Raw genomic sequence first — 18,241 nt, forward strand, 5'->3', positions numbered from 1 at the left:
TCGATAGATTTTCGCCGCACCCGGCAAAGGCGCGGCGAAAGGACTTGAAGGTGCCTCCAAAAGAGGCGGCTTACTGGTCGTTCAACACCAGACCCTTGGTCAGTTCCAGCGCCTGGCGCTCGAAGAGACCGCGGTAGATGCCGCCGTCGAGACGGATCAGCGCGTCATGCGTGCCCTCTTCGGCGATCCGACCATGATCGAACACCAGCAGCCGGTCGAGCGCCCGCACCGTCGACAGGCGGTGCGCGATCACCAAAGTCGTGCGCCCGAGCATCAGCCGCTCCATCGCCTGCTGGATCAAGACCTCCGATTCCGAATCAAGGCTCGAGGTCGCCTCGTCCAGGATCAGGATCGGTGCATCCGCCAGGAACGCTCGGGCGATGGCGATGCGCTGCCGCTCGCCGCCCGAGAGCTTTACCCCGCGTTCGCCCACCAACGTGCCGTAGCCCTTCGGCAGGGACGTGATGAAGTCGTGGGCGCTCGCGAGCTTCGCCGCCTTCTCGATCTCGCTCTGCGTGGCGTCCGGTCGCGCATAGGCGATATTCTCCGCCAGAGAGCGATGGAACAGGATTGGCTCCTGCTGGACGATCGCGATCTGCTGACGCAGCGACGTCTGCGCCACCGAAGCGATGTCCTGACCGTCGATCCGGATCTGCCCGGATTTCAGGTCGTGCAGACGCTGGATCAGCTTGACGAAGGTCGTCTTGCCCGAGCCCGAATGCCCGACGAGACCGACACGTTCGCCCTCCCGGATCGTCACCGAGAACCGGTCGTAGAGCGGCTTGCGGTGCGCACCGTAGTGGAACGTCACATCCTTGAACTCGATGCGGCCATCGGTGATCCGGATCGGCTTGGCGTCCGCCTTGTCCTCGATACCGAGCGGCTGGCCATGGATGTCGACGAGCTCCTCCATGTCGTTGATCGAGCGCTGCAAGTTGCGGATGTGCTGCCCGACTTCACGCAGGTAGCCCTGCAGGATGAAGAACGAGGTGAGCACGAAGGTGATGTCACCGGCCGTTGCCTGCCCGCGCGACCACAACAGGAGCGCAAAGCCGATCACCGCCGCGCGCAAGACGAGCAGCATGGCTCCCTGTGTCGTGCCGTTGGTCGTGCCGCGTATCCAGGTTCTGCGCGTGCGGTCCCGCCACTTGGCAAGAACCTTGGCGAGGCGGGCATCCTCCCGGCCTTCGGCACCGAAACCCTTGACGACGATGTTGCAGCTGACTGCATCCGCGAGCGCACCGCCGAGCTTCGTGTCCCATCGGTTGGCAAGGCTTGCCATCGGCGCGACATAGCCGAGCGACAGGAGGATCGTCACGACGATGAAGACGATCGAACCGATACCGATGATGACACCCATCATCGGCCAGTAGAACGACATCAGCACCGTCGAGCCGACGAGCATTACGACGGACGGGAACAGGGCCACAAGCAAGGTGTCGTTCAACAGGTCGAGTGCCCACATGCCGCGCGTCACCTTGCGCACCGTCGAACCGGCAAAGCTGTTGGCGTGCCAGTCGGTCGAGAAGCGCTGGATGCGGTAGAAGGCGGCAGACGCGATGTCGGCCATCATCTTGAGCGTCAGATCGGTGACGCCCAGGAAGGTGAAGTGCCTGAGTATGATCGCGCCGAGCGAGAGCGCCATCAGCATCCAGAAGGCAGCAAGTGCCGCATTCCAGGCAAGCTGATCGGCTGCCGCACCGGAGACGACGGCGTCGACAAGCCGGCCGGAATAGAGCGGCGTCAGGACGTCGGCGAGCGTTGACAGCAGAACCATGCCAAGGATGACACTGATCCGCAGCGGCTGCCGCTTCCAATGGACCCAAGTGAAACCAAGAACGCTGCGGAACGCACCGCCGCGCAGATCGAAACGAGTAAAAGCCATAACGATTGCCCGATGCCCATGCATCGGCCTCAAAACTGATTCAAAACGGAGTATGCCGAAAAAAGGAACCCAGCTTCCGATGCGGCATCATTGGTTTGGCAGCGTCCTCCGGGGAGGAAGGGCCAAGGTCAGCGAGACGAACTCCGACCCGGAAAAGACGGAAAGGCGAAAGTGCCCGTCTGCGTCCAGCTCAGAACTGTACGCCGCCCGGTAGGGAGAAAGAAAAAGCTGGCATCTTTTAAAACCTCCCTGATTGGTTGCCGGATGACGACCTATAGGCGAATCGGGCGCAACCGCCAAGTGCAGAAATCTTGCCATGGCGCCAATCGTCGCGGCTGCGGCCGGTTTGCAACAGTCGCTGGACGCAGATCGCGAACGTCGAGAACGCCGCGCATTACCGCGCGGCGTTCCAATCCTCGAGCAAGGTCAGCCCTTGCAATGCTCTGCTGCTCGGCGTGAGCCTTAGAAGCTCACCTTGAGCTTGGCGTTGACGCCGTGGTCGGAGACGCCCGACGCAATCTGCCCGGTGTAGTTGACGCCAAAGGTCGCGTCCGGCGCGATGTTGAAGTCGATGCCCGCTTCGACCAGCGCCGACATCGGCGACGACGATCACGCCGAAGTCGCCGCCGTCTCGGCCGCCATGCGCCAGGCCGAGCGCGTCATTCTCGCAGTCGACAGCAGCAATTTGGCCGGCGGGCGCTCGTCCGGCTTGCGTCGCTTGCCGACATCGATGCGCTGGTCACCGACAGGCTGCCGGACGAGCACCTCGTTGCGCTCCTGCACGAACATGGCGTCAGCATCCATTGCTAGTGGAAGTACCGGAAACGAAGGTGCCACCGCGTTTTTGGACCAAGGGCTTGAAAACCGTAGCCGGGCACCACACATAGGCATCATCGAATTGCCCGTGGAGCCCGCCGGAATTCATCCCAAGGCTCCGGGCGAAGTTCGCGCGGAAACCCTGACCACGGATGTACTGGCAGTGTGACGCAGCGAACGGGAAAAGGTCGGCCTTGCCGGCCTTTTTTGTTTTCACCACCGCTTCAATCCGATCGGAGGCTGGCCGGCGCTGCTACCAGCGGACGGCCAAACGCGCGCCAATGGCTCCAAGCAGCGTCAGGCCAAAGACCGCGATCGTGTACCAGGTCGCGACGAAGAGCGGCGAGTCGTCGGGGCAGTGGGCGGCATAGAAGGTCGCAGCGATGCCACCTGCGGCAAGCCCCGCCAGCGCACCGGAAAGCGCCGGCCGCGATGGCGCGCCGTGGCGCAGCGCCAGCAGGAAGAGCGCAAGCGGCGCCAAGCCGATCAGAGGAATGAAGGTCAGGCAAAGCACGCTGTTGGTGCCGATCAGTTTTGCAGCCCAGGTATCAGACGGCAGGGCGATCAGCTCCAGCGCGACACCAACGAGCACCAGCAACGGCGCGACGCAGAGATAGGGCAGCAGCTTGCGCAACTCGGCTTCGGGCCAGGCCGCAACGCGCATGGCTGCGAAGGCTGCCGCCGCGAGGGCACCGGTGACCACGAACTTGAACAGGAAGCGCAGCGTCTCAACAGCGGCGGCGATATCCGGCCTCGGCCCAAGCATCATGAAGAAGACGAGCCCGGCGAGCATGAGCGCCCCGCTTGCGGCGCCCAGCCACACAGTATTCATAGACAATCCGGGCCGCCGGATATCCGCTGCAAGAGCTTTGATGAGATCGTTCGTGTCCATGTCAGTTTCGTCCAAATCGGCGGGCGATTGCAGCCAGGCCGCGGTGAAGCGCCACGCGAACCGCCGTTTCGTTCATATCCAGTCTCTGCGCCGTTTCGGCGATCGTGCAGCCTTCGATCGAGATCGCGTTGACGACTGCCCGTTGCCCGGGCGCGAGGCCCTCCAGCGCCCGGCCGATCTCCCAATCGCGGGCCTTTTCGGATTCGGCGCTCGCAAGAGTTTCTTCATATTCGTCGATGCCCACCGTCGGGCGGCGGGCCTGCCGCCGGACGGCATCGACGAATTTGTGCCTGGCGATCGCATGGAGCCAAGGGATAACAGGCGCATCGCCTCGCCAGGTATGACGCTTGACGTGCACCGCCAGCAACGCCTCCTGGACGATATCCTCCGCATCGACGCCGCCGCCCGCGGTCCACCGCCTCGCCCAACCGCGGATTACGAGCGCAGCATCACGCAGGAAGTCGCCATAGGCTTTCTCGTCACCGGCCAAGGCCTGGCGAAGCAAACTTGCGAGATGTTCGTCCTCCGCGCCGCTCACTCGCGCCTTTCCTCCCCATTCGCTGATTCCAGGCGTTTGTTACACACTCATCCCAAATTCGCATGGGCAGCGCTGTCAAGCCGGCTGACATCATCGTGACCGCTCGCGAACGCATCACGAAAGCGTGTTGCCAACGTTATGTAACGCCCCCTGTCTCCGCGACGAAAGACCTGATGTGCGCCTGAGACAGGACGCACGGGATGAGTTCAACACGGAGATAGAATGATGTCCATGAAGTCCACAATCAGCAGCGCAATGCTCGCAAGCGCGGTTGCGGCCGCCCTGTCGACGCTCGCGACCGCAGCGCCGCTCACCGAAGCACAGGTCAAAAGCGCGATGGATGCGGGCAAGGAAAAGTGCTTCGGCGTCGCCCTCAAGGGTCACAACGATTGCGCCGCCGGACCGGGCACGACCTGCCAGGCCACGTCCACGGTCGACTATCAGGGCAACGCCTGGAAGTTTGTCGATGGCGGCACCTGCACGACCATGGAACTGCCCGACGGTCGCAAGGGCTCGCCGCAGCCGCTGGCCCGCGACATGCCTTCCTGATCCACCACAGAGCGGAACGGGATGCGGGGCAATCGCGTCCCGTTCCGCACAGGCTTTCACCAAACGGTGGCGCTTCAGCCCGCCACTGAAAAGCACTCGAATACTGAACGGGATTGGCGATGAGCACTTCGACAGGATACGGCGGCCGGTTTGCCTTGGTGAGCCAGCGTCTGCCGAAACATGAAATCGCCGGGCTGGCGGGAACCAGCTTCAAGCACCAGCACCTGCCGGCAATCCTCGCCGATGATACGCCGGGCGGCTTCTTCGAGGTTCATGCGGAAAACTACATGGGCGCCGGCGGTCCGCCGCATGCAGCACTTACCCGCATCCGCGAGGACTTTCCGGTCTCACTGCATGGCGTCTGCATGTCGATTGGCGGGCCACAACCGCTGGACAAGACGCATCTCGCCCGATTCAAGGATCTGGTCGACCGCTATGAACCGGCCCTTGTCTCCGAGCATCTCGCCTGGTCGACCCACGAAACCACCTTCTACAACGACCTCTTGCCGCTGCCCTACACCGAGGCGACCGCCGCTCGCGTCGCCGATCATATCGACGAGGTCCAGGAGATGATCGGCCGCCGGCTGCTGCTCGAAAATCCCTCGACCTATGTCACCTTCCGGGAATCGACGATGAGCGAAACGGCGTTCATTCGCAAACTGGTAAAACGCACCGGCTGCGGACTGCTGCTCGACGTCAACAACGTCTTCGTCTCGGCCACCAACCACGGCTATTCCGCGCTCGACTATCTCAGCGACTTTCCGCTGGAGCATGTGGGCGAGATCCATCTTGCCGGGCACGCGGAACAGCAGGACGACGAGGGCGAACTGCTGCTGGTCGACAGCCACGACGGGCCGGTCGCCGATGCCGTCTGGAAACTCTACGAAATGGTCATCGCTCGGACCGGCCTCATCCCGACTCTGATCGAATGGGACAGCGCCATTCCCGACTGGCCGGTGCTGAAGCGCGAGGCGACGGCCGCACAACGGATCCTTGACCGCCATGCGCAGGTGGCGTCACGGGAGAAGTTCCGTGCAAGCGCCTAGCAGACTACCCACCGCGCGCGTTGGCGCCGCCGGCAGTTATGTCGCCGGCTTCGTTCCGCCGCTTCTTGATCCGGAACGGCAGACGCCGACGCTGGTCTCCGGCCCGAATGGCAAGGCGGCCGTCAAGCGCTTCAACGTCTACCGCAACAACGTCACCGTCAGCCTGATCGAGGCGCTGGCGGCGACCTTCCCGGCGACTGAGCGCATCACCGGCGAAACCTTCTTTCGTGCCATGGCCCGCTTTCACGTGCGGGAAACGCCCCCGACCTCGCCGCTGCTTTTCGAATACGGCCGGGACTTTCCCAACTTCATCGCGCGCTACGAGTACGCCCAAGCGATGCCCTGGCTTGCCGATGTGGCGCGGATCGAACGCGCCTGGCTCGATGCCTATCACGCCGCCGATAAGTCGGCGCTGACGCCAGATGCACTCGCCGCCGTTCCGCCGGACCGGCTCGGCGACGCCGTCTTCGAGGCGCACCCGGCGACCCGGATCGTCCCATCCGACTATCCCGCTGTGACGATCTTTGCCGTCAACCGGGCGAGCGGACCGGTCGACCGAATCGAGTCCTTGGCGCCGGAAAGCGCGCTGATCACCCGCCCGGAACTGGAGGTGGCTGTCCGCAACCTCACACCCGGAGCGGACATTCTGCTCGACCGGCTGCTGTCAGGTGTTCCCCTGGCCACGGCGGCAACGGAAGCAGCAAGCCAATATCCCTCGCTCGACCTCGCCACCGCCATCGCAGCGGCGCTCGAGGCCGGCGCCTTCTCGGCCATTCATTACGGAGGATGAAACCATGATGTCCGCATACAGCTCCCGAAACAGCGTCAATGCCACCGACCTGTCGCACTTGGCCCGCCGCGCGAACCGGGCGGTCGGCGCGCTCGCTCCCCTCTGGCTCGCGCAACTCGTCCTGCGCTTTGGGCTGGCCGTGCCGTTCTTCCGGTCCGGCATGAGCAAATGGGACGGTTTCCTACAGTTGAACGATGTCGCGGTGCTGCTCTTCAGTTCGGAGTTTCAGTTGCATCTTCCCGGCGGTCCTTATCCCTATCCCGCACCGGCGGTCATGGCCTTTGCCGCGGGCTCGGCCGAGATCCTTCTGCCGATCCTGCTGGTGTTCGGTCTGGCAACCCGCTTTGCCGCGCTCGGGCTGCTGGTGATGACCGCAGTCGTGCAACTGACCGTTCCGGACGGCTGGCCCATCCACATCACCTGGGCGGCAATGGCACTCGGCCTCATGGCTTCCGGTCCCGGCAAGCTGTCGCTCGATCATCTGCTGTGCACCTGGCGCGGCGGCCCCAACAAGGGCTGAGCCCATTCCGGCGCCCGCATTACCTGCGTGCGCCAACCCTGATCCCCACTCTCCCCATCGGCAGTTCCAACAGCAGCGTGCGAAAATCTCGCACGCCGCTGTCGCGGTTTTTGAAATGTGCAGACGTAAAATCCAATATGGACATTTTAGTCCACGGGTGATTTAAGGGCGGTTCCTGAAGAAAGGAAAGGCCGTGAATCCCGAACTCCGCCCGCATATGCTGGTCTGCGACGCGATCGCCTTGCTGTTCCAGCCCTATGCCGAAGTCGTGCTGCACGATCTCGCAACCGAAACCGTGATCCACATCGCCGGTAATTTTTCCAAGCGGGAAATCGGCGAACCCTCGCTGCTCAGCGAGATCGGTTTCAAGGAAGCGGACGGGATCATCGGTCCCTACGAGAAGGTCAATTGGGACGGGCGCTCGATCAAATCGATCAGCGCGGTGCTGCGTGATGCAACAAGTAAGGCGATCGGCGTGCTCTGCATCAACGCCGATGTCTCGGACTTTCACGCCGCACTCAGGACCCTCAACGCGCTTGTCCGCGTGCCCTCAAGCGGCGACAAGCCGGAGAGCCTGTTCAAGGAGGACTGGCACGAGCGGGTCAACGAGTATGTCCAGCAATGGACGACGGCCCGCGGGCTGACGATCTCGACCATGAGCCGGACCGACAAGCAGGCGCTGGTGATCGCTCTTTCCTCCGATGGAGCCTTCGGCGGCAAGAACGCCGCCTCCTACATCTCCCGTATCCTCGGCATGGGCCGGGCGACCGTCTACAAATATCTGAGCGAGGGCAGCGCGCCATGATCGTCATCGACCGCGAAAAACTTGCATCCTTGCCCCTGCTGACACTCGCGGCCCCGGCCATCCGCGACGCCTATATTGCTGTGACCGATGGCCGCGCCAACCTGCCGCCGGTCGGCTACCTGCCGCTTGCCGGCCGCAATGCCGATTGCCACATCAAATACGGCTACATCGAAGGCGATCCGATCTTCGTCGTGAAGATCGCGTCCGGTTTCTATGACAACCCGGCCAGGGGGCTGCCATCCAGCAACGGCATGATGGTTGCGGTCTCCGCCGAGACTGGAGACGTGGTCGCGGTGCTCGACGATAAAGGGATGCTGACCGATCTGCGCACCGGCATCGGCGGTGCCATCGCGACCATGGCCTTGTGGCGCAGCGACACCCGCTCGGTCGGCATCGTCGGCACCGGTACGCAGGCGCGCGTCCAGATCCGCGCGCTCGCCGCGCTCTCGGATCGAAAGCTTCATTTCTCGGTCTGGGGACGGTCGCCGGAAAAGGTAGCCGCTGTGCTTGCCGATCTTGCAGACCTTGAGTTTGCCATCGAGGCGACAACCGACTTGGAAGCGCTGTGCCGCCAATCCGATGCGATCGTGACGACGACACCCTCGAAAGAGCCGCTGATCCGGTCGGACTGGATCGCTCCCGGCACGCACATCACCGCCATGGGTGCGGATGCGCCGGGCAAGCAGGAGCTCGACATCGCGCTCGTTGCCCGCGCCGATCGGCTTTTCGTCGATCTCTCCGAGCAATGCCTGGATCACGGCGAATTCTCCGCCGCTGCGCGGGCAGGATCGATCGGCGAAGGGCGCTGCGTTGCGCTCGGAGCGGTTCTTTCCGGTGCGACCAAGGGTCGGCGCTCGGACGGAGACATCACCATCGTCGACCTGACGGGGATCGCGACACAGGATATCGCCATCACCTATGCCGCGCTCGCTGCGCTCGGTCTGCTTGGGCGCGCTGAAGGAGCACTATCATGAACAAAGACATTTTCGAAACAGCAGCACGCTCCGTACAGGCACGCCAGCGTATCCGTCCGTTCATCTATGAGACGCCGCTGATCCCCTCCCGCGCAATCGGACGGCAAACGTCTTCGACTGTGCTGTTCAAGGCCGAGAACCTGCAGTTGACTGGTTCCTTCAAGATTAGGGGTGCCTCCAGCAAGATGACGTCGATGCCGAGAGATCAGCGGGTCATCACCGCCTCCTCCGGCAACCACGGCATCGGTGCTGCCCATGCGGCAAGTGCGATCGGCCAGAAACTGACCGTCGTCTTGCCCGAGATCGTCAAGGCGGCGAAGCTCGAACGCATCCGCTCCTATGGCGTCGACGTCATTCTCCACGGCGGCGAAACAGGGCTCGCCGAACAGGAAGCCCAGCGGCTGGCCGCATCGGACAAGCGTGTCTACGTCTCGCCTTACAACGATCGTGAGATCATCGCCGGACAGGGAACCATTGGGCTCGAACTGCTGGAACAGACCGAACGCATCGACAATGTCTTCGTCGCCATGGGTGGCGGCGGGCTGATCAGCGGCATCGGCTCGGTGCTGAAGAGTTTCAGCCCGCACACTCGCGTCATCGGCGTTTCCGCCGCCAATTCCGCAGCACTTGCCGCTTCGATGAACGCGGGTCGCGTCGTCGAGACGGAACATCTCGATACATTCGCCGAGGCGGTCGCCGGTGGCCTGGATGAAGACAGTGTCACGCTCGCCCTGGCCATGGCCGTCATTGATCAGGTCGTCACATGCACGGAAGCGGAAATCGAAGCGTCGATGCGCGAGCTGCTTCTTGACGAGCATATGCTGGTCGAAGGGGCTGCAGCCCTCGCGCTCGCCGGCTTCCGCCAGGTCGCCGAAAAATACGCCGGCCAGACCAATGTCGTGCTGCTCTGCGGCGGCAATGTCGATGGCGCGAGCATGCTGCCTACATTGCTTCGCTAGGCGACGACCAGCGTCAAAGGCTGACCCGTTCGACGTAATAGCGCGGGATCTTCACCCGATCCCGATCGCGATAGAAGTCGATGCAGAAGTCGACGAAGGCCTTGAAGCGCTTCGAGACGTGGCGGCGGCGTGAGTAGATGAGATTGATCGCCGTCTGCGGCGAGCGCCAGTCTGAAAGCACCGGCTCCAGCAGGCCCGCCTGCCGCTCGGTCTCGACGAAGAAGTCAGGCAGGTAGGCGATGCCCTCGCCTGCCACCGCGAAATACTTGATCGTCCAGTAGTCGTTGGTGGTGCAGGTGGCTGCTGGTAGCAGGTCCACCTCGTCCTCGCCGGCTTGCGTCAGGTACCAGGATTGCAGCCGCGTCGGCTGGCGGAAGACGAGGCCGCGATGGCCGCCAAGTTCGTCCGGGTTTTCCGGCTGTCCGTGGCGGGCGATGTATTGCGGGCTGGCGAAGAGACCGTACGACGAGACCGAAAGCCGGCGGCTGATGTAGTCCACATCCGACGGCTCGCCCCAATGGAAGATGCCGTCGAGCGCCTGTTCGGTGACGTCGGAAAACGGCTGACGCGAGGAGAGAAAGACGACGTCGAGATTGACCTGCGGATATTGCTGGCGAAAGGCGTAGAGCAGTTCCGAGGTGATCGTCGTGCCGAACTCACCGGTCGATCCTACCCGCAGCGTGCCTGCCACCTCCTGGCGCATCTCCGCCATCGCGGTTGCCGCATCGTCACAATTCGACTGGATGAGCCGCGCGTAACGCAGGAATTCGGCGCCCGCATCGGTCACATGCAGCTGGTGCCCCTCGCGCACGAAGAGCTCGATGCCGAACTCGTCCTCCAACTGACGGATCTTGTGGCTGAGCGTCGACTTAGGCAGCCGATGCCGCCTGGAAGCCGCTGAAATCGAACGGGAATCGGCAACCTTTACGAAGCAGTCGATAAGTGAGAGATCCATATTTCGTCCAAAATCTTGGATGATATGTTCAGAAAATAGCCTGTTTCGGCCCATTGTGCAAACGCATGGGAATTGGGAATGTTCACTGGAGCTAAGGGAAAAGAGGTTCCAGTGAGCGATATCAGAGAATTCATTCGCGCCGCATCAGGCACCGGCGGCAAGGCAACGCTGGCGATCCGGGGCGGTCGCCTCGTCAATGTCGTCTCGGAGGAAATCTATCAGGCCGACGTCGCCATTTATGGCGAACGCATCATCGCCGTCGGCGACATCTCCGACTATATCGGCCCTGAGACCAAGATCGTCGACGCCACGGGCAAATATCTCGCGCCGGGCATGATCGACGGGCATCTGCATGTCGAATGCTCGAAGATGTCTCTGACGAGCTTTGCCAAGGCCGTCGTTCCGCTCGGCACGACCTCGATCGTCACCGGCCTCGACCAGATCATCGTCGTCGGCGGGCCGGCTGCAGCACGCGAGTTCCTCGATGAAGCCAAGCAGACGCCGCTGAAAGTCTTCTGGGGCGCCCCCTGCAAGACGCCCTACACCATGCCGCGCTCGACCGTCGGCCACTACTTCAGCCCGGCCGACCACCAGGCGACACACCACTGGCCGGAATGCGTCGGCATCTGGGAGACGGTGCGCGAGTTCATCCAGGAAGAAGACGCCGACGTGCTGGCGGCGCTTGAACTCGCCGAGAAGAGCCGACTGCCGGTGCTTGGCTGCTGCCCGATGACCCGCGGCGCACGGCTTAACGGCTACCAGCAATCGGGCGTTCGCGCCGACCACGAGAGCTACACGCCGGAAGAGATGCTCGAAAAGCTGCGCGCCGGCATGCATGTCGTGGTGCGTGAATCCTCGATCTCGCATTTCCTTGCGGACAACCTGCGCATCGTGACGGAAATGGGCGTGAAGGCGCTCCGCCGCATCAGCTTCTGCACCGACGACGTGGTGGCAAGCGACATCCTGAAGCGCGGCCATCTCGACAACATGGTCCGCATGGCGATCGCCATGGGCATTTCGCCGATGGCGGCGATCCAGATGGCGACGATCAACGGGGCCGACGCGCTGAGGATCGACGACAAGGTCGGCTCGATCTCGCCCGGCCGCGCCGCCGACATCCTGCTCGTCAACGACCTGCGCGATTTCAACATCGAGACGGTCGTCGCCAAGGGCGAAGTGGTCGCCCGTGACGGCAAGATGGCGATCGAGCTGACGCCGCCGGAGCGAAGCGTGGCACTGCTCAACTCCGTCAAGGTTGCGGCGCTTGAGCCCGGCGACCTGAAGGTTGCCTATGACGGCGCCGGAGACACGGCCGAGGCGATGGCGATCGCCGTCACGCCGGAAAAGATCTTTGTGCGCACCCGCCACGACGTGACGCTTGTGGTCAAGGACGGTCAAGTCTTCGCCGATCCGGCAAGGGACGTGCAATACGTCACGGTCGTCGAGCGCTACGGCAAGACCCGCAACCGCCCGGTTGCCTTCACCTCCGGCTTCGGCTTGCGCGAAGGCGCGATCGCCAGCTCGACCGCGCCCGATGACAACAACATCATCTGCATCGGCGCCGACCTCGAAGACATGCGCATCGCCATCAACCACCTGATCGCCCACAATGGCGGCCAGGTCGTGGTCAGGAACGGCAAGGTTGAAGCCTTCCTGCACCTGCCGATCGGCGGCATCGTCTCCGACATCGAACCGGCCGAGATGGCGGCGCTGGAAGACCAACTCGACGATGCGGCCCGAGCCCTCGGTTGCCCGCTTCCCTGGCCCTTCATGTACATGTTCGTGCTGCAGATCACGGCGATTCCGGAATATGCGATCACCGACCTCGGCGTCGTCGATTGTGTCGGGCTCAAGGTGATCTCGCCGTTTTCGCCCGCAAGCGGGGATGAGCGCGCCGAAGCCGCGGAATAATGCCTGAAGAGGGGGCCGGTCATGCCGGCCCCCTCAGTCGTTTCAAAAAAGGGGAACAAAATGAACATACAGAACAAGACCGTGGAGGCGGCACCTAGCCCGGAGACATCCTGGCTTCACGCCCTTCTTGACCGCTACTTCCAGATCTCGCGGTTCGGCTCCACCGTCCGCACGGAAATCTTTGCCGGCCTCACGACCTTTCTCGCCGCCTCCTACGTCATCGTCGTCAATCCCTCGATCCTGGCGCATGCCGGCATTCCGTTCTCGGCGGGGGTGACGGCGACGGTGCTCGTCAGCTTCATCGGCAGCTGCGCCATGGGGCTTTATGCGCGCAGCCCCATATTGGTGGCGCCGGGCATGGGCATCAACGCGCTCTTTGCCTATACGATGGTGGTCGGCGCCAAGGTTCCGCTCGAGGTCGCGCTCGGCTGCGTCTTCTGGGCCGGCGTGCTCTTCACCATCATGGCGTTCTTCAACCTGCGCCAGACGATCATCGAGGCAATCCCGGTTGATCTGCGCTACGGCATCGCCTGCGGCATCGGCCTCTTCATCGCGCTGATCGGCCTGGAAAACGCCAAGTTCATCGTTGCCAATCCCGACACCATCGTCGGGCTGACCCAGTTCAACCCGGTGACGCTCACCTCCATCGCCGGCTTCGTGCTGACGGTGGCGCTGGTGGTGCGGCGCGTTCCCGGCGCGATGATGGCCGGCATGATCCTCACCACCATCCTTGCGATCCCGATCGGCCGCTGGTGGGGCGACGGCAGCGCGTTTTGGCCGGAGACGCCCGACGTGCACACGCTGGTCAACTGGAGCGGTTTCTCCGCCGCACCGGATTTCAGCTTCGTTGGCCAGATCGATCTCCTGGGCGCGCTGAACCTGATCTACCTGCCCTTCATCTTCGTCTTCCTGTTCACCAACTTCATCGAGGCGCTTTCCACATTCCTTGGCCTTGCTGAAGCGGCCGACCTCAAGGATGAGATCGGCATGCCGCGCAACATCCGCGAATCGATGCATGTCGATGCGATCGCGGCACTGATCTCCGCCCCACTCGGCACCAGCCCCGCGACCGTCTATCTCGAATCCGGCGCCGGCATCCAGCAAGGAGGCCGGACCGGACTGGTGGCACTTATCGCCGGCCTGCTCTTCCTGCCCTTCCTGTTCCTGTCGCCGCTGCTCTCGCTGGTGCCGGCGGTGGCCACTGCGCCCGTCCTGATCCTCACCGGTCTCTTCATGTCCGAGCCGATCAGCAACATCCGCTGGAGCGCGCTCGACGAGGCGATCCCCGCGTTCCTCGCGATCGTCTTGATCCCGCTCACCTTCTCGATCACGCTCGGCCTGTCGCTTGCGATCATCGCCTATGTGCTGATCAAACTGGTCTGCGGCCGGGCGCGCGATGTAAGACCGGTCATGTGGTTCGTCGCGCTGCTTGCCGCAGCCCTCGTAGCCCAGACTCAATAGACCACCAGCAAATCCTTCGGCGCCCTCCTTTTTATGGAAGGGCGCCGACATCGCCCATCCGAAGGAAACAAACATGCTTCAATCCTGGTCGAGAACCGCACCCGAACTGGTCGACGTCGCCATGGGCCGCAAGCCGGCCGATCTCGTCATCCGCAACGGCAAATGGGTCAACGTCTATTCCGGCGAGATCATTCCCGGCACTGACATCGCCGTCAAAGCCGGCCGTTTCGCCTATGTCGGCCCGGACGCCAGCCACACCATCGGCGAAGGCACCAAGGTCGTCGATGCGGCCGGCCGTTATCTCGTGCCCGGCCTTTGCGACGCGCACATGCATGTCGAGAGTGGTCTCGTCACCGTCACCGAATTTGCCCGCGCGGTGATCCCGCACGGAACCACCACCATGTTCATCGACCCGCACGAGATCGCCAACGTGCTCGGCCTCGATGGCGTCCGGCTGATGAACGAGGAAGCGCAGAGCCTGCCGGTCAACGTGCTCGTCCAGGTGCCGAGCTGCGTGCCGAGCGCGCCGGGCCTTGAGACCGCCGGCGCCGAGCTTTCCGCTCAAGATGTCGCCGAGGCGCTCGCCTGGCCGAACGTCATCGGTCTCGGCGAGATGATGAATTTCCCCGGTGTCGCTGCCAACGACCCGAAGATGATGGCCGAGATCGCTGCGACCCAGGATGCGCGGCTGACCGTCGGTGGGCACTTTGCCTCGCCGCATCTCGGCCGCGAATTCCACGCCTACGCCGCCGGCGGCCCGGCCGACGACCACGAGGGCACCACCGTAGAGGACGCGATCGCCCGCGTTCGCCAGGGCATGCGCGCCATGCTGCGCCTTGGCTCCGCCTGGTACGATGTTGCCGCACAAATCAAGGCCGTCACCGAATCCGGCCTCGATCCGCGCAATTTCCTGCTCTGCACCGACGACAGCCATTCCGGCACGCTGGTTCATGACGGACACATGAACCGCGTGGTGCGCCATGCGATCGCACAGGGGCTGAAACCGATTACCGCCATCCAGATGGCGACGCTCAACACCGCCCAGCATTTCGGCCTGGAGCGCGAGCTCGGATCGATCGCGCCCGGCCGGCGGGCGGACCTGATCGTCACCTCGGATCTCGCGGCGCTGCCGATCGAGATGGTGTTTGCGCGCGGCGAACTCTTGGCCGAAGGCGGCGCGCTGGTGCGCGACATCCCGGCCTATGTCTATCCGGAAAGCGCCCGCAACACCGTGCATCTCGGCCGGATGCTGGCCGCCGCGGATTTCGACATTCCGTCCAATGCACGCGCTACAAGGGCGCGGGTGAACGTGATCGGCGTCGTCGAAAACCAGGCGCCGACGCGCGCGCTCGAGGCCGAGGTCGCAATCGAAAACGGCTTCGTGCAGATGGATAGGGCCAACGATATCTGCCAGATCGCGCTCGTCGAACGCCACCGCGGCACCGGCGACGTCGTCAACGCCTTCGTCTCCGGCTTCAGCTACGGCAGCGATTGCGCGATCGCCAGCACGGTCGCGCATGACAGCCACCACATGATCGTCGTCGGCACGAACAAGGCGGACATGGCCAAGGCCGCCAACCGACTGCACGAGGTCGGCGGCGGCATCGTCGTCATCAAGGAAGGCCGCGAGCTGGCTCTGGTCGAACTTCCCGTTGCCGGCCTGATGTCGGATCAGCGGGCGGAGATCGTTGCCGAGAAGGCCGCGGCCATCGTCGAGGCGATGCGCGCCTGCGGCTGCCGGTTGAACAACGCCTACATGCAGCACTCGCTGCTGGCCCTCGTCGTCATTCCGGAACTCAGGATTTCGGACAAGGGCCTGATCGACGTCCGGACCTTCCAGAAGACCGACGTGATCTTGAGCACGCGCTGACCCGCTCCAAGGAATCGGCCGGCTGACACAGGCGGCCGATCTCTGAGCGCGCGAGGCGCCAACTGCGCTTCCGAACCGGAGGTGGAGGAAGAACAGCCACCCAATCCCCCGGTTTCTTCGTTTATGGTTAACCCGCGCCTGAGAGAGACCGTTCCTTCCGTTTGTCCATCCAAATCAGCCGTTCGTCGACACTATGCAGGACAGCCTTGTGCCGCAAAGCGTGCTCCAAGCGGCTGTCCTGCAATGGGATCGCGGCATGAAGCAGCTTTCGGCTTCCCATCGAAACGGCGCCAAATTGCATGCAATGATGGTAAATGATAAAAGAAGGGTCTTATATACAACCGTGCAGGGCAACGGCGCCGCGCCGGAGCCCGCCATGTTCCGAAACGAGGTTTCCACAGTTAGTTTTCGGCGCGCGGCAAGGGCATTGACCCAGATACGTCACGCGGTAGCTTTGGAGAAGGACGAACCACGCCGAAGTGCCGCGCGTGCAGTGTCTGCGGGAGGCGGGACCGCTTGCTGTCCCCGGGCGAGTTCGGAACGGAAAGGAAAAGGCAAGTATGCAGGACACTGATGCAACCTTGTCTGCTTCAGCTTCAGTGCAAGATCCGGGCGCGGCCAACACCGATGAAATCCTCTCGTTCTATGACGAGGCCTTCCATCTGACGAGCGCTTCGCCGGCGCTCCAGGAAACCTACGAAGTCGGCACGCTGGTCGATGCAACGTTGTGGCACCTTTATCCCGAACTGCTTGCTCCTGCCTCCAAGGCGACGGTCGCGTCGGTGGTCGCAAACGGTTTGCCCCGCAGCGTCGAAGTCATTGACGCAACCACCAAATCCCGGCGCACGCTTCTGGTCTTCCGCGCATTGCGTGGCATTGGCGTGCTCGAAACGAGTGGCCGCTCGACGCGCCGCGAGGTCGGCAGCCATGGCGAAAGCGAAAGGGCGCTGCTTCTCCACCAGGCGACGCACGATGTGCTGACGGGCCTGCCCAATCGCCGGCAATTCAGCGACGACCTGCAAAACATCCTGCCGACGCCGCGCGAAAAGCTGGCACTGATGCAGATCGACCTCGACGACTTCAAGCCGGTCAACGACACGCTCGGCCACGGCGCCGGCGACGCCGTGCTCAAGATGGCGGCGGAGCGCATCCGCGGCGCTCTTCGCGACGGCGAGGTCGCCTATCGCCTTGCGGGCGACGAGTTCGCCGTTATCCAACGCCACAGCGACCAGCCGACGGATGCCGAATATCTGGCGGAAGCCTTGATCCAGGCGTTCAATGAACCCTTTACGATCGACGGCATTGCGGTTTTCGTCGGCGCCAGCATCGGAATTGCCATCGCCCCCAACGATGGCAACGAGATCGAGCAGCTGATGAAGGCCGCGGACATCGCGCTCTATGCTGCAAAAAAAGACGGCCGCGGCCGGTCGAAGACCTTCAGCCGCTCGATGCTGATCGTGCTGGAACAGCGGGAGATGCTACGTCGCAGCCTGCGCACGGCGCTTCAGGACAGGCAGTTTTCCATCGAATACCAGCCACTCGTCGAACCGCCGTTCTCGATCGTCGGATTTGAGGCGCTGGTGCGCTGGCACCATCCGCTGGTGGGTGTCATCCCCCCCAATGTCTTCATTCCCATGGCGGAAGCCGACGGGCTGATGAACGAGATCGGCCAATGGGTGCTGGAAGAGGCGTGCCGGCAGGCCGCGACTTGGCCGTCGCACTTCACCGTCGCCGTCAATCTCTCGCCGGCCGAATTCCTGCGGGAGGGGCTGACGGACCGGATCGCCCAGGCGATCGACATGGCGGGCCTCAGGGCCGACCGGCTTGAATTGGAAGTCACCGAATCGGTCCTGCTCGAGCGCACGACCAACAACCTGGACACGCTGAACACCCTGAACGTGCTGGGCATCCAGATTTCGCTCGACGATTTTGGCACCTTCTATTCGTCGCTCAGCTACCTCAAGAACTTCCCCTTCGATACGATCAAGATCGACCGCTACTTCATCAAGGACCTCGAGAGCGACGAAAAAAGCCAGACGATCGTTCGGTCGATCATCGGGCTTGCGCATGGCCTCGGCATGCGCGTCACCGCCGAAGGCGTGGAAACGGTTGGACAGGCGGTCTGGCTGCGGAAAGAGGGATGCGACCGGCTGCAGGGTTACTTCCTGGGCATGCCGATGCCGGCAGACGCCATTGGCGCCTATCTTCGCCGCTCGTCGGCAATGGCAACGCTCTAGGCGCATCCGTGCGTTGCGCGGCGGGACGCGCGG

Annotated in this window: 17 protein-coding genes; 11 read left to right on the plus strand and 6 right to left on the minus strand. The window is 63.2% G+C overall.

Features of this window, described 5'->3' with window-relative positions:
• Window positions 1-70: 70 nt before the first annotated feature.
• The 5 genes from BLU35_RS30980 to BLU35_RS30995 form a co-directional block, all read right to left on the minus strand.
• On the minus strand, window positions 71-1,885 hold the full coding sequence (locus tag BLU35_RS30980) for an ABC transporter ATP-binding protein (RefSeq protein WP_058327323.1): 1,815 nt from the start codon (window positions 1,883-1,885) through the stop codon (window positions 71-73).
• A gap of 462 nt (window positions 1,886-2,347) precedes the next feature.
• Window positions 2,348-2,482, minus strand: a complete 135-nt coding sequence (locus BLU35_RS35370) for an autotransporter outer membrane beta-barrel domain-containing protein (protein ID WP_113398904.1) — start codon at window positions 2,480-2,482, stop codon at window positions 2,348-2,350.
• Window positions 2,483-2,494: 12 nt separating this feature from the next.
• A complete protein-coding gene (locus BLU35_RS35795; RefSeq protein WP_176907510.1) occupies window positions 2,495-2,674 on the minus strand; it encodes a hypothetical protein in 180 nt (59 codons plus the stop codon).
• Between the two features lie 280 nt (window positions 2,675-2,954).
• Window positions 2,955-3,593, minus strand: coding sequence for an NrsF family protein (locus BLU35_RS30990; RefSeq protein ID WP_058327325.1), 639 nt, complete (start codon window positions 3,591-3,593; stop codon window positions 2,955-2,957).
• A 1-nt stretch (window position 3,594) separates the two neighbouring features.
• Entirely contained in the window at window positions 3,595-4,131 is a 537-nt protein-coding gene (locus tag BLU35_RS30995; protein ID WP_058327326.1) for a sigma-70 family RNA polymerase sigma factor, read from the minus strand.
• Window positions 4,132-4,356: 225 nt separating this feature from the next.
• Between BLU35_RS30995 and BLU35_RS31000 the strand changes: the two genes are divergently transcribed.
• The 7 genes from BLU35_RS31000 (at window position 4,357) to BLU35_RS31035 (ending at window position 9,774) form a co-directional block, all read left to right on the plus strand.
• Window positions 4,357-4,680, plus strand: a complete 324-nt coding sequence (locus tag BLU35_RS31000) for a BufA1 family periplasmic bufferin-type metallophore (RefSeq protein ID WP_058323170.1) — start codon at window positions 4,357-4,359, stop codon at window positions 4,678-4,680.
• 119 nt (window positions 4,681-4,799) lie between these two features.
• The gene (bufB, locus tag BLU35_RS31005) at window positions 4,800-5,726 is read left to right on the plus strand and encodes an MNIO family bufferin maturase (RefSeq protein ID WP_093235977.1); all 927 of its coding nucleotides are present in this window, start codon (window positions 4,800-4,802) and stop codon (window positions 5,724-5,726) included.
• Window positions 5,713-6,516, plus strand: coding sequence for an HvfC/BufC N-terminal domain-containing protein (locus tag BLU35_RS31010; RefSeq protein WP_286161679.1), 804 nt, complete (start codon window positions 5,713-5,715; stop codon window positions 6,514-6,516). Before bufB ends, BLU35_RS31010 begins: the two co-directional genes overlap by 14 nt.
• Before the next feature lie 4 nt (window positions 6,517-6,520).
• Window positions 6,521-7,036 (plus strand): DoxX family protein, encoded by a 516-nt coding sequence (locus tag BLU35_RS31015; protein WP_502688196.1) that lies wholly within the window; start codon window positions 6,521-6,523, stop codon window positions 7,034-7,036.
• Between the two features lie 193 nt (window positions 7,037-7,229).
• On the plus strand, window positions 7,230-7,841 hold the full coding sequence (locus BLU35_RS31025; protein WP_286161680.1) for a helix-turn-helix transcriptional regulator: 612 nt from the start codon (window positions 7,230-7,232) through the stop codon (window positions 7,839-7,841).
• Window positions 7,838-8,815 carry a Rossmann-fold NAD(P)-binding domain-containing protein gene (locus BLU35_RS31030; protein WP_093235981.1) on the plus strand — a complete coding sequence of 326 codons (978 nt, stop codon included), beginning with the start codon at window positions 7,838-7,840 and terminating at the stop codon, window positions 8,813-8,815. The genes BLU35_RS31025 and BLU35_RS31030 overlap by 4 nt, the downstream gene beginning before the upstream one ends.
• Window positions 8,812-9,774: a pyridoxal-phosphate dependent enzyme gene (locus BLU35_RS31035; protein WP_093235982.1), complete on the plus strand. Its 963-nt coding sequence runs from the start codon at window positions 8,812-8,814 to the stop codon at window positions 9,772-9,774. Before BLU35_RS31030 ends, BLU35_RS31035 begins: the two co-directional genes overlap by 4 nt.
• Before the next feature lie 13 nt (window positions 9,775-9,787).
• Here BLU35_RS31035 and BLU35_RS31040 read toward each other — a convergent pair whose 3' ends face one another.
• Window positions 9,788-10,729 carry a LysR family transcriptional regulator gene (locus tag BLU35_RS31040; RefSeq protein ID WP_093235983.1) on the minus strand — a complete coding sequence of 314 codons (942 nt, stop codon included), beginning with the start codon at window positions 10,727-10,729 and terminating at the stop codon, window positions 9,788-9,790.
• 111 nt (window positions 10,730-10,840) lie between these two features.
• Between BLU35_RS31040 and BLU35_RS31045 the strand changes: the two genes are divergently transcribed.
• From BLU35_RS31045 to BLU35_RS31060, 4 genes are all read left to right on the plus strand, one after another.
• Entirely contained in the window at window positions 10,841-12,640 is a 1,800-nt protein-coding gene (locus tag BLU35_RS31045; protein WP_093235984.1) for an adenine deaminase, read from the plus strand.
• A gap of 60 nt (window positions 12,641-12,700) precedes the next feature.
• A complete protein-coding gene (locus BLU35_RS31050) occupies window positions 12,701-14,101 on the plus strand; it encodes an NCS2 family permease (protein WP_093235985.1) in 1,401 nt (466 codons plus the stop codon).
• 73 nt (window positions 14,102-14,174) lie between these two features.
• Window positions 14,175-15,971 carry an adenine deaminase gene (gene ade, locus BLU35_RS31055; RefSeq protein WP_093235986.1) on the plus strand — a complete coding sequence of 599 codons (1,797 nt, stop codon included), beginning with the start codon at window positions 14,175-14,177 and terminating at the stop codon, window positions 15,969-15,971.
• Between the two features lie 560 nt (window positions 15,972-16,531).
• Window positions 16,532-18,208 (plus strand): putative bifunctional diguanylate cyclase/phosphodiesterase, encoded by a 1,677-nt coding sequence (locus BLU35_RS31060; RefSeq protein WP_093235987.1) that lies wholly within the window; start codon window positions 16,532-16,534, stop codon window positions 18,206-18,208.
• Window positions 18,209-18,241: the final 33 nt, after the last annotated feature.

This window comes from Sinorhizobium sp. NFACC03 (genome assembly GCF_900103435.1).
Taxonomy (GTDB): Bacteria; Pseudomonadota; Alphaproteobacteria; order Rhizobiales; family Rhizobiaceae; genus Ensifer.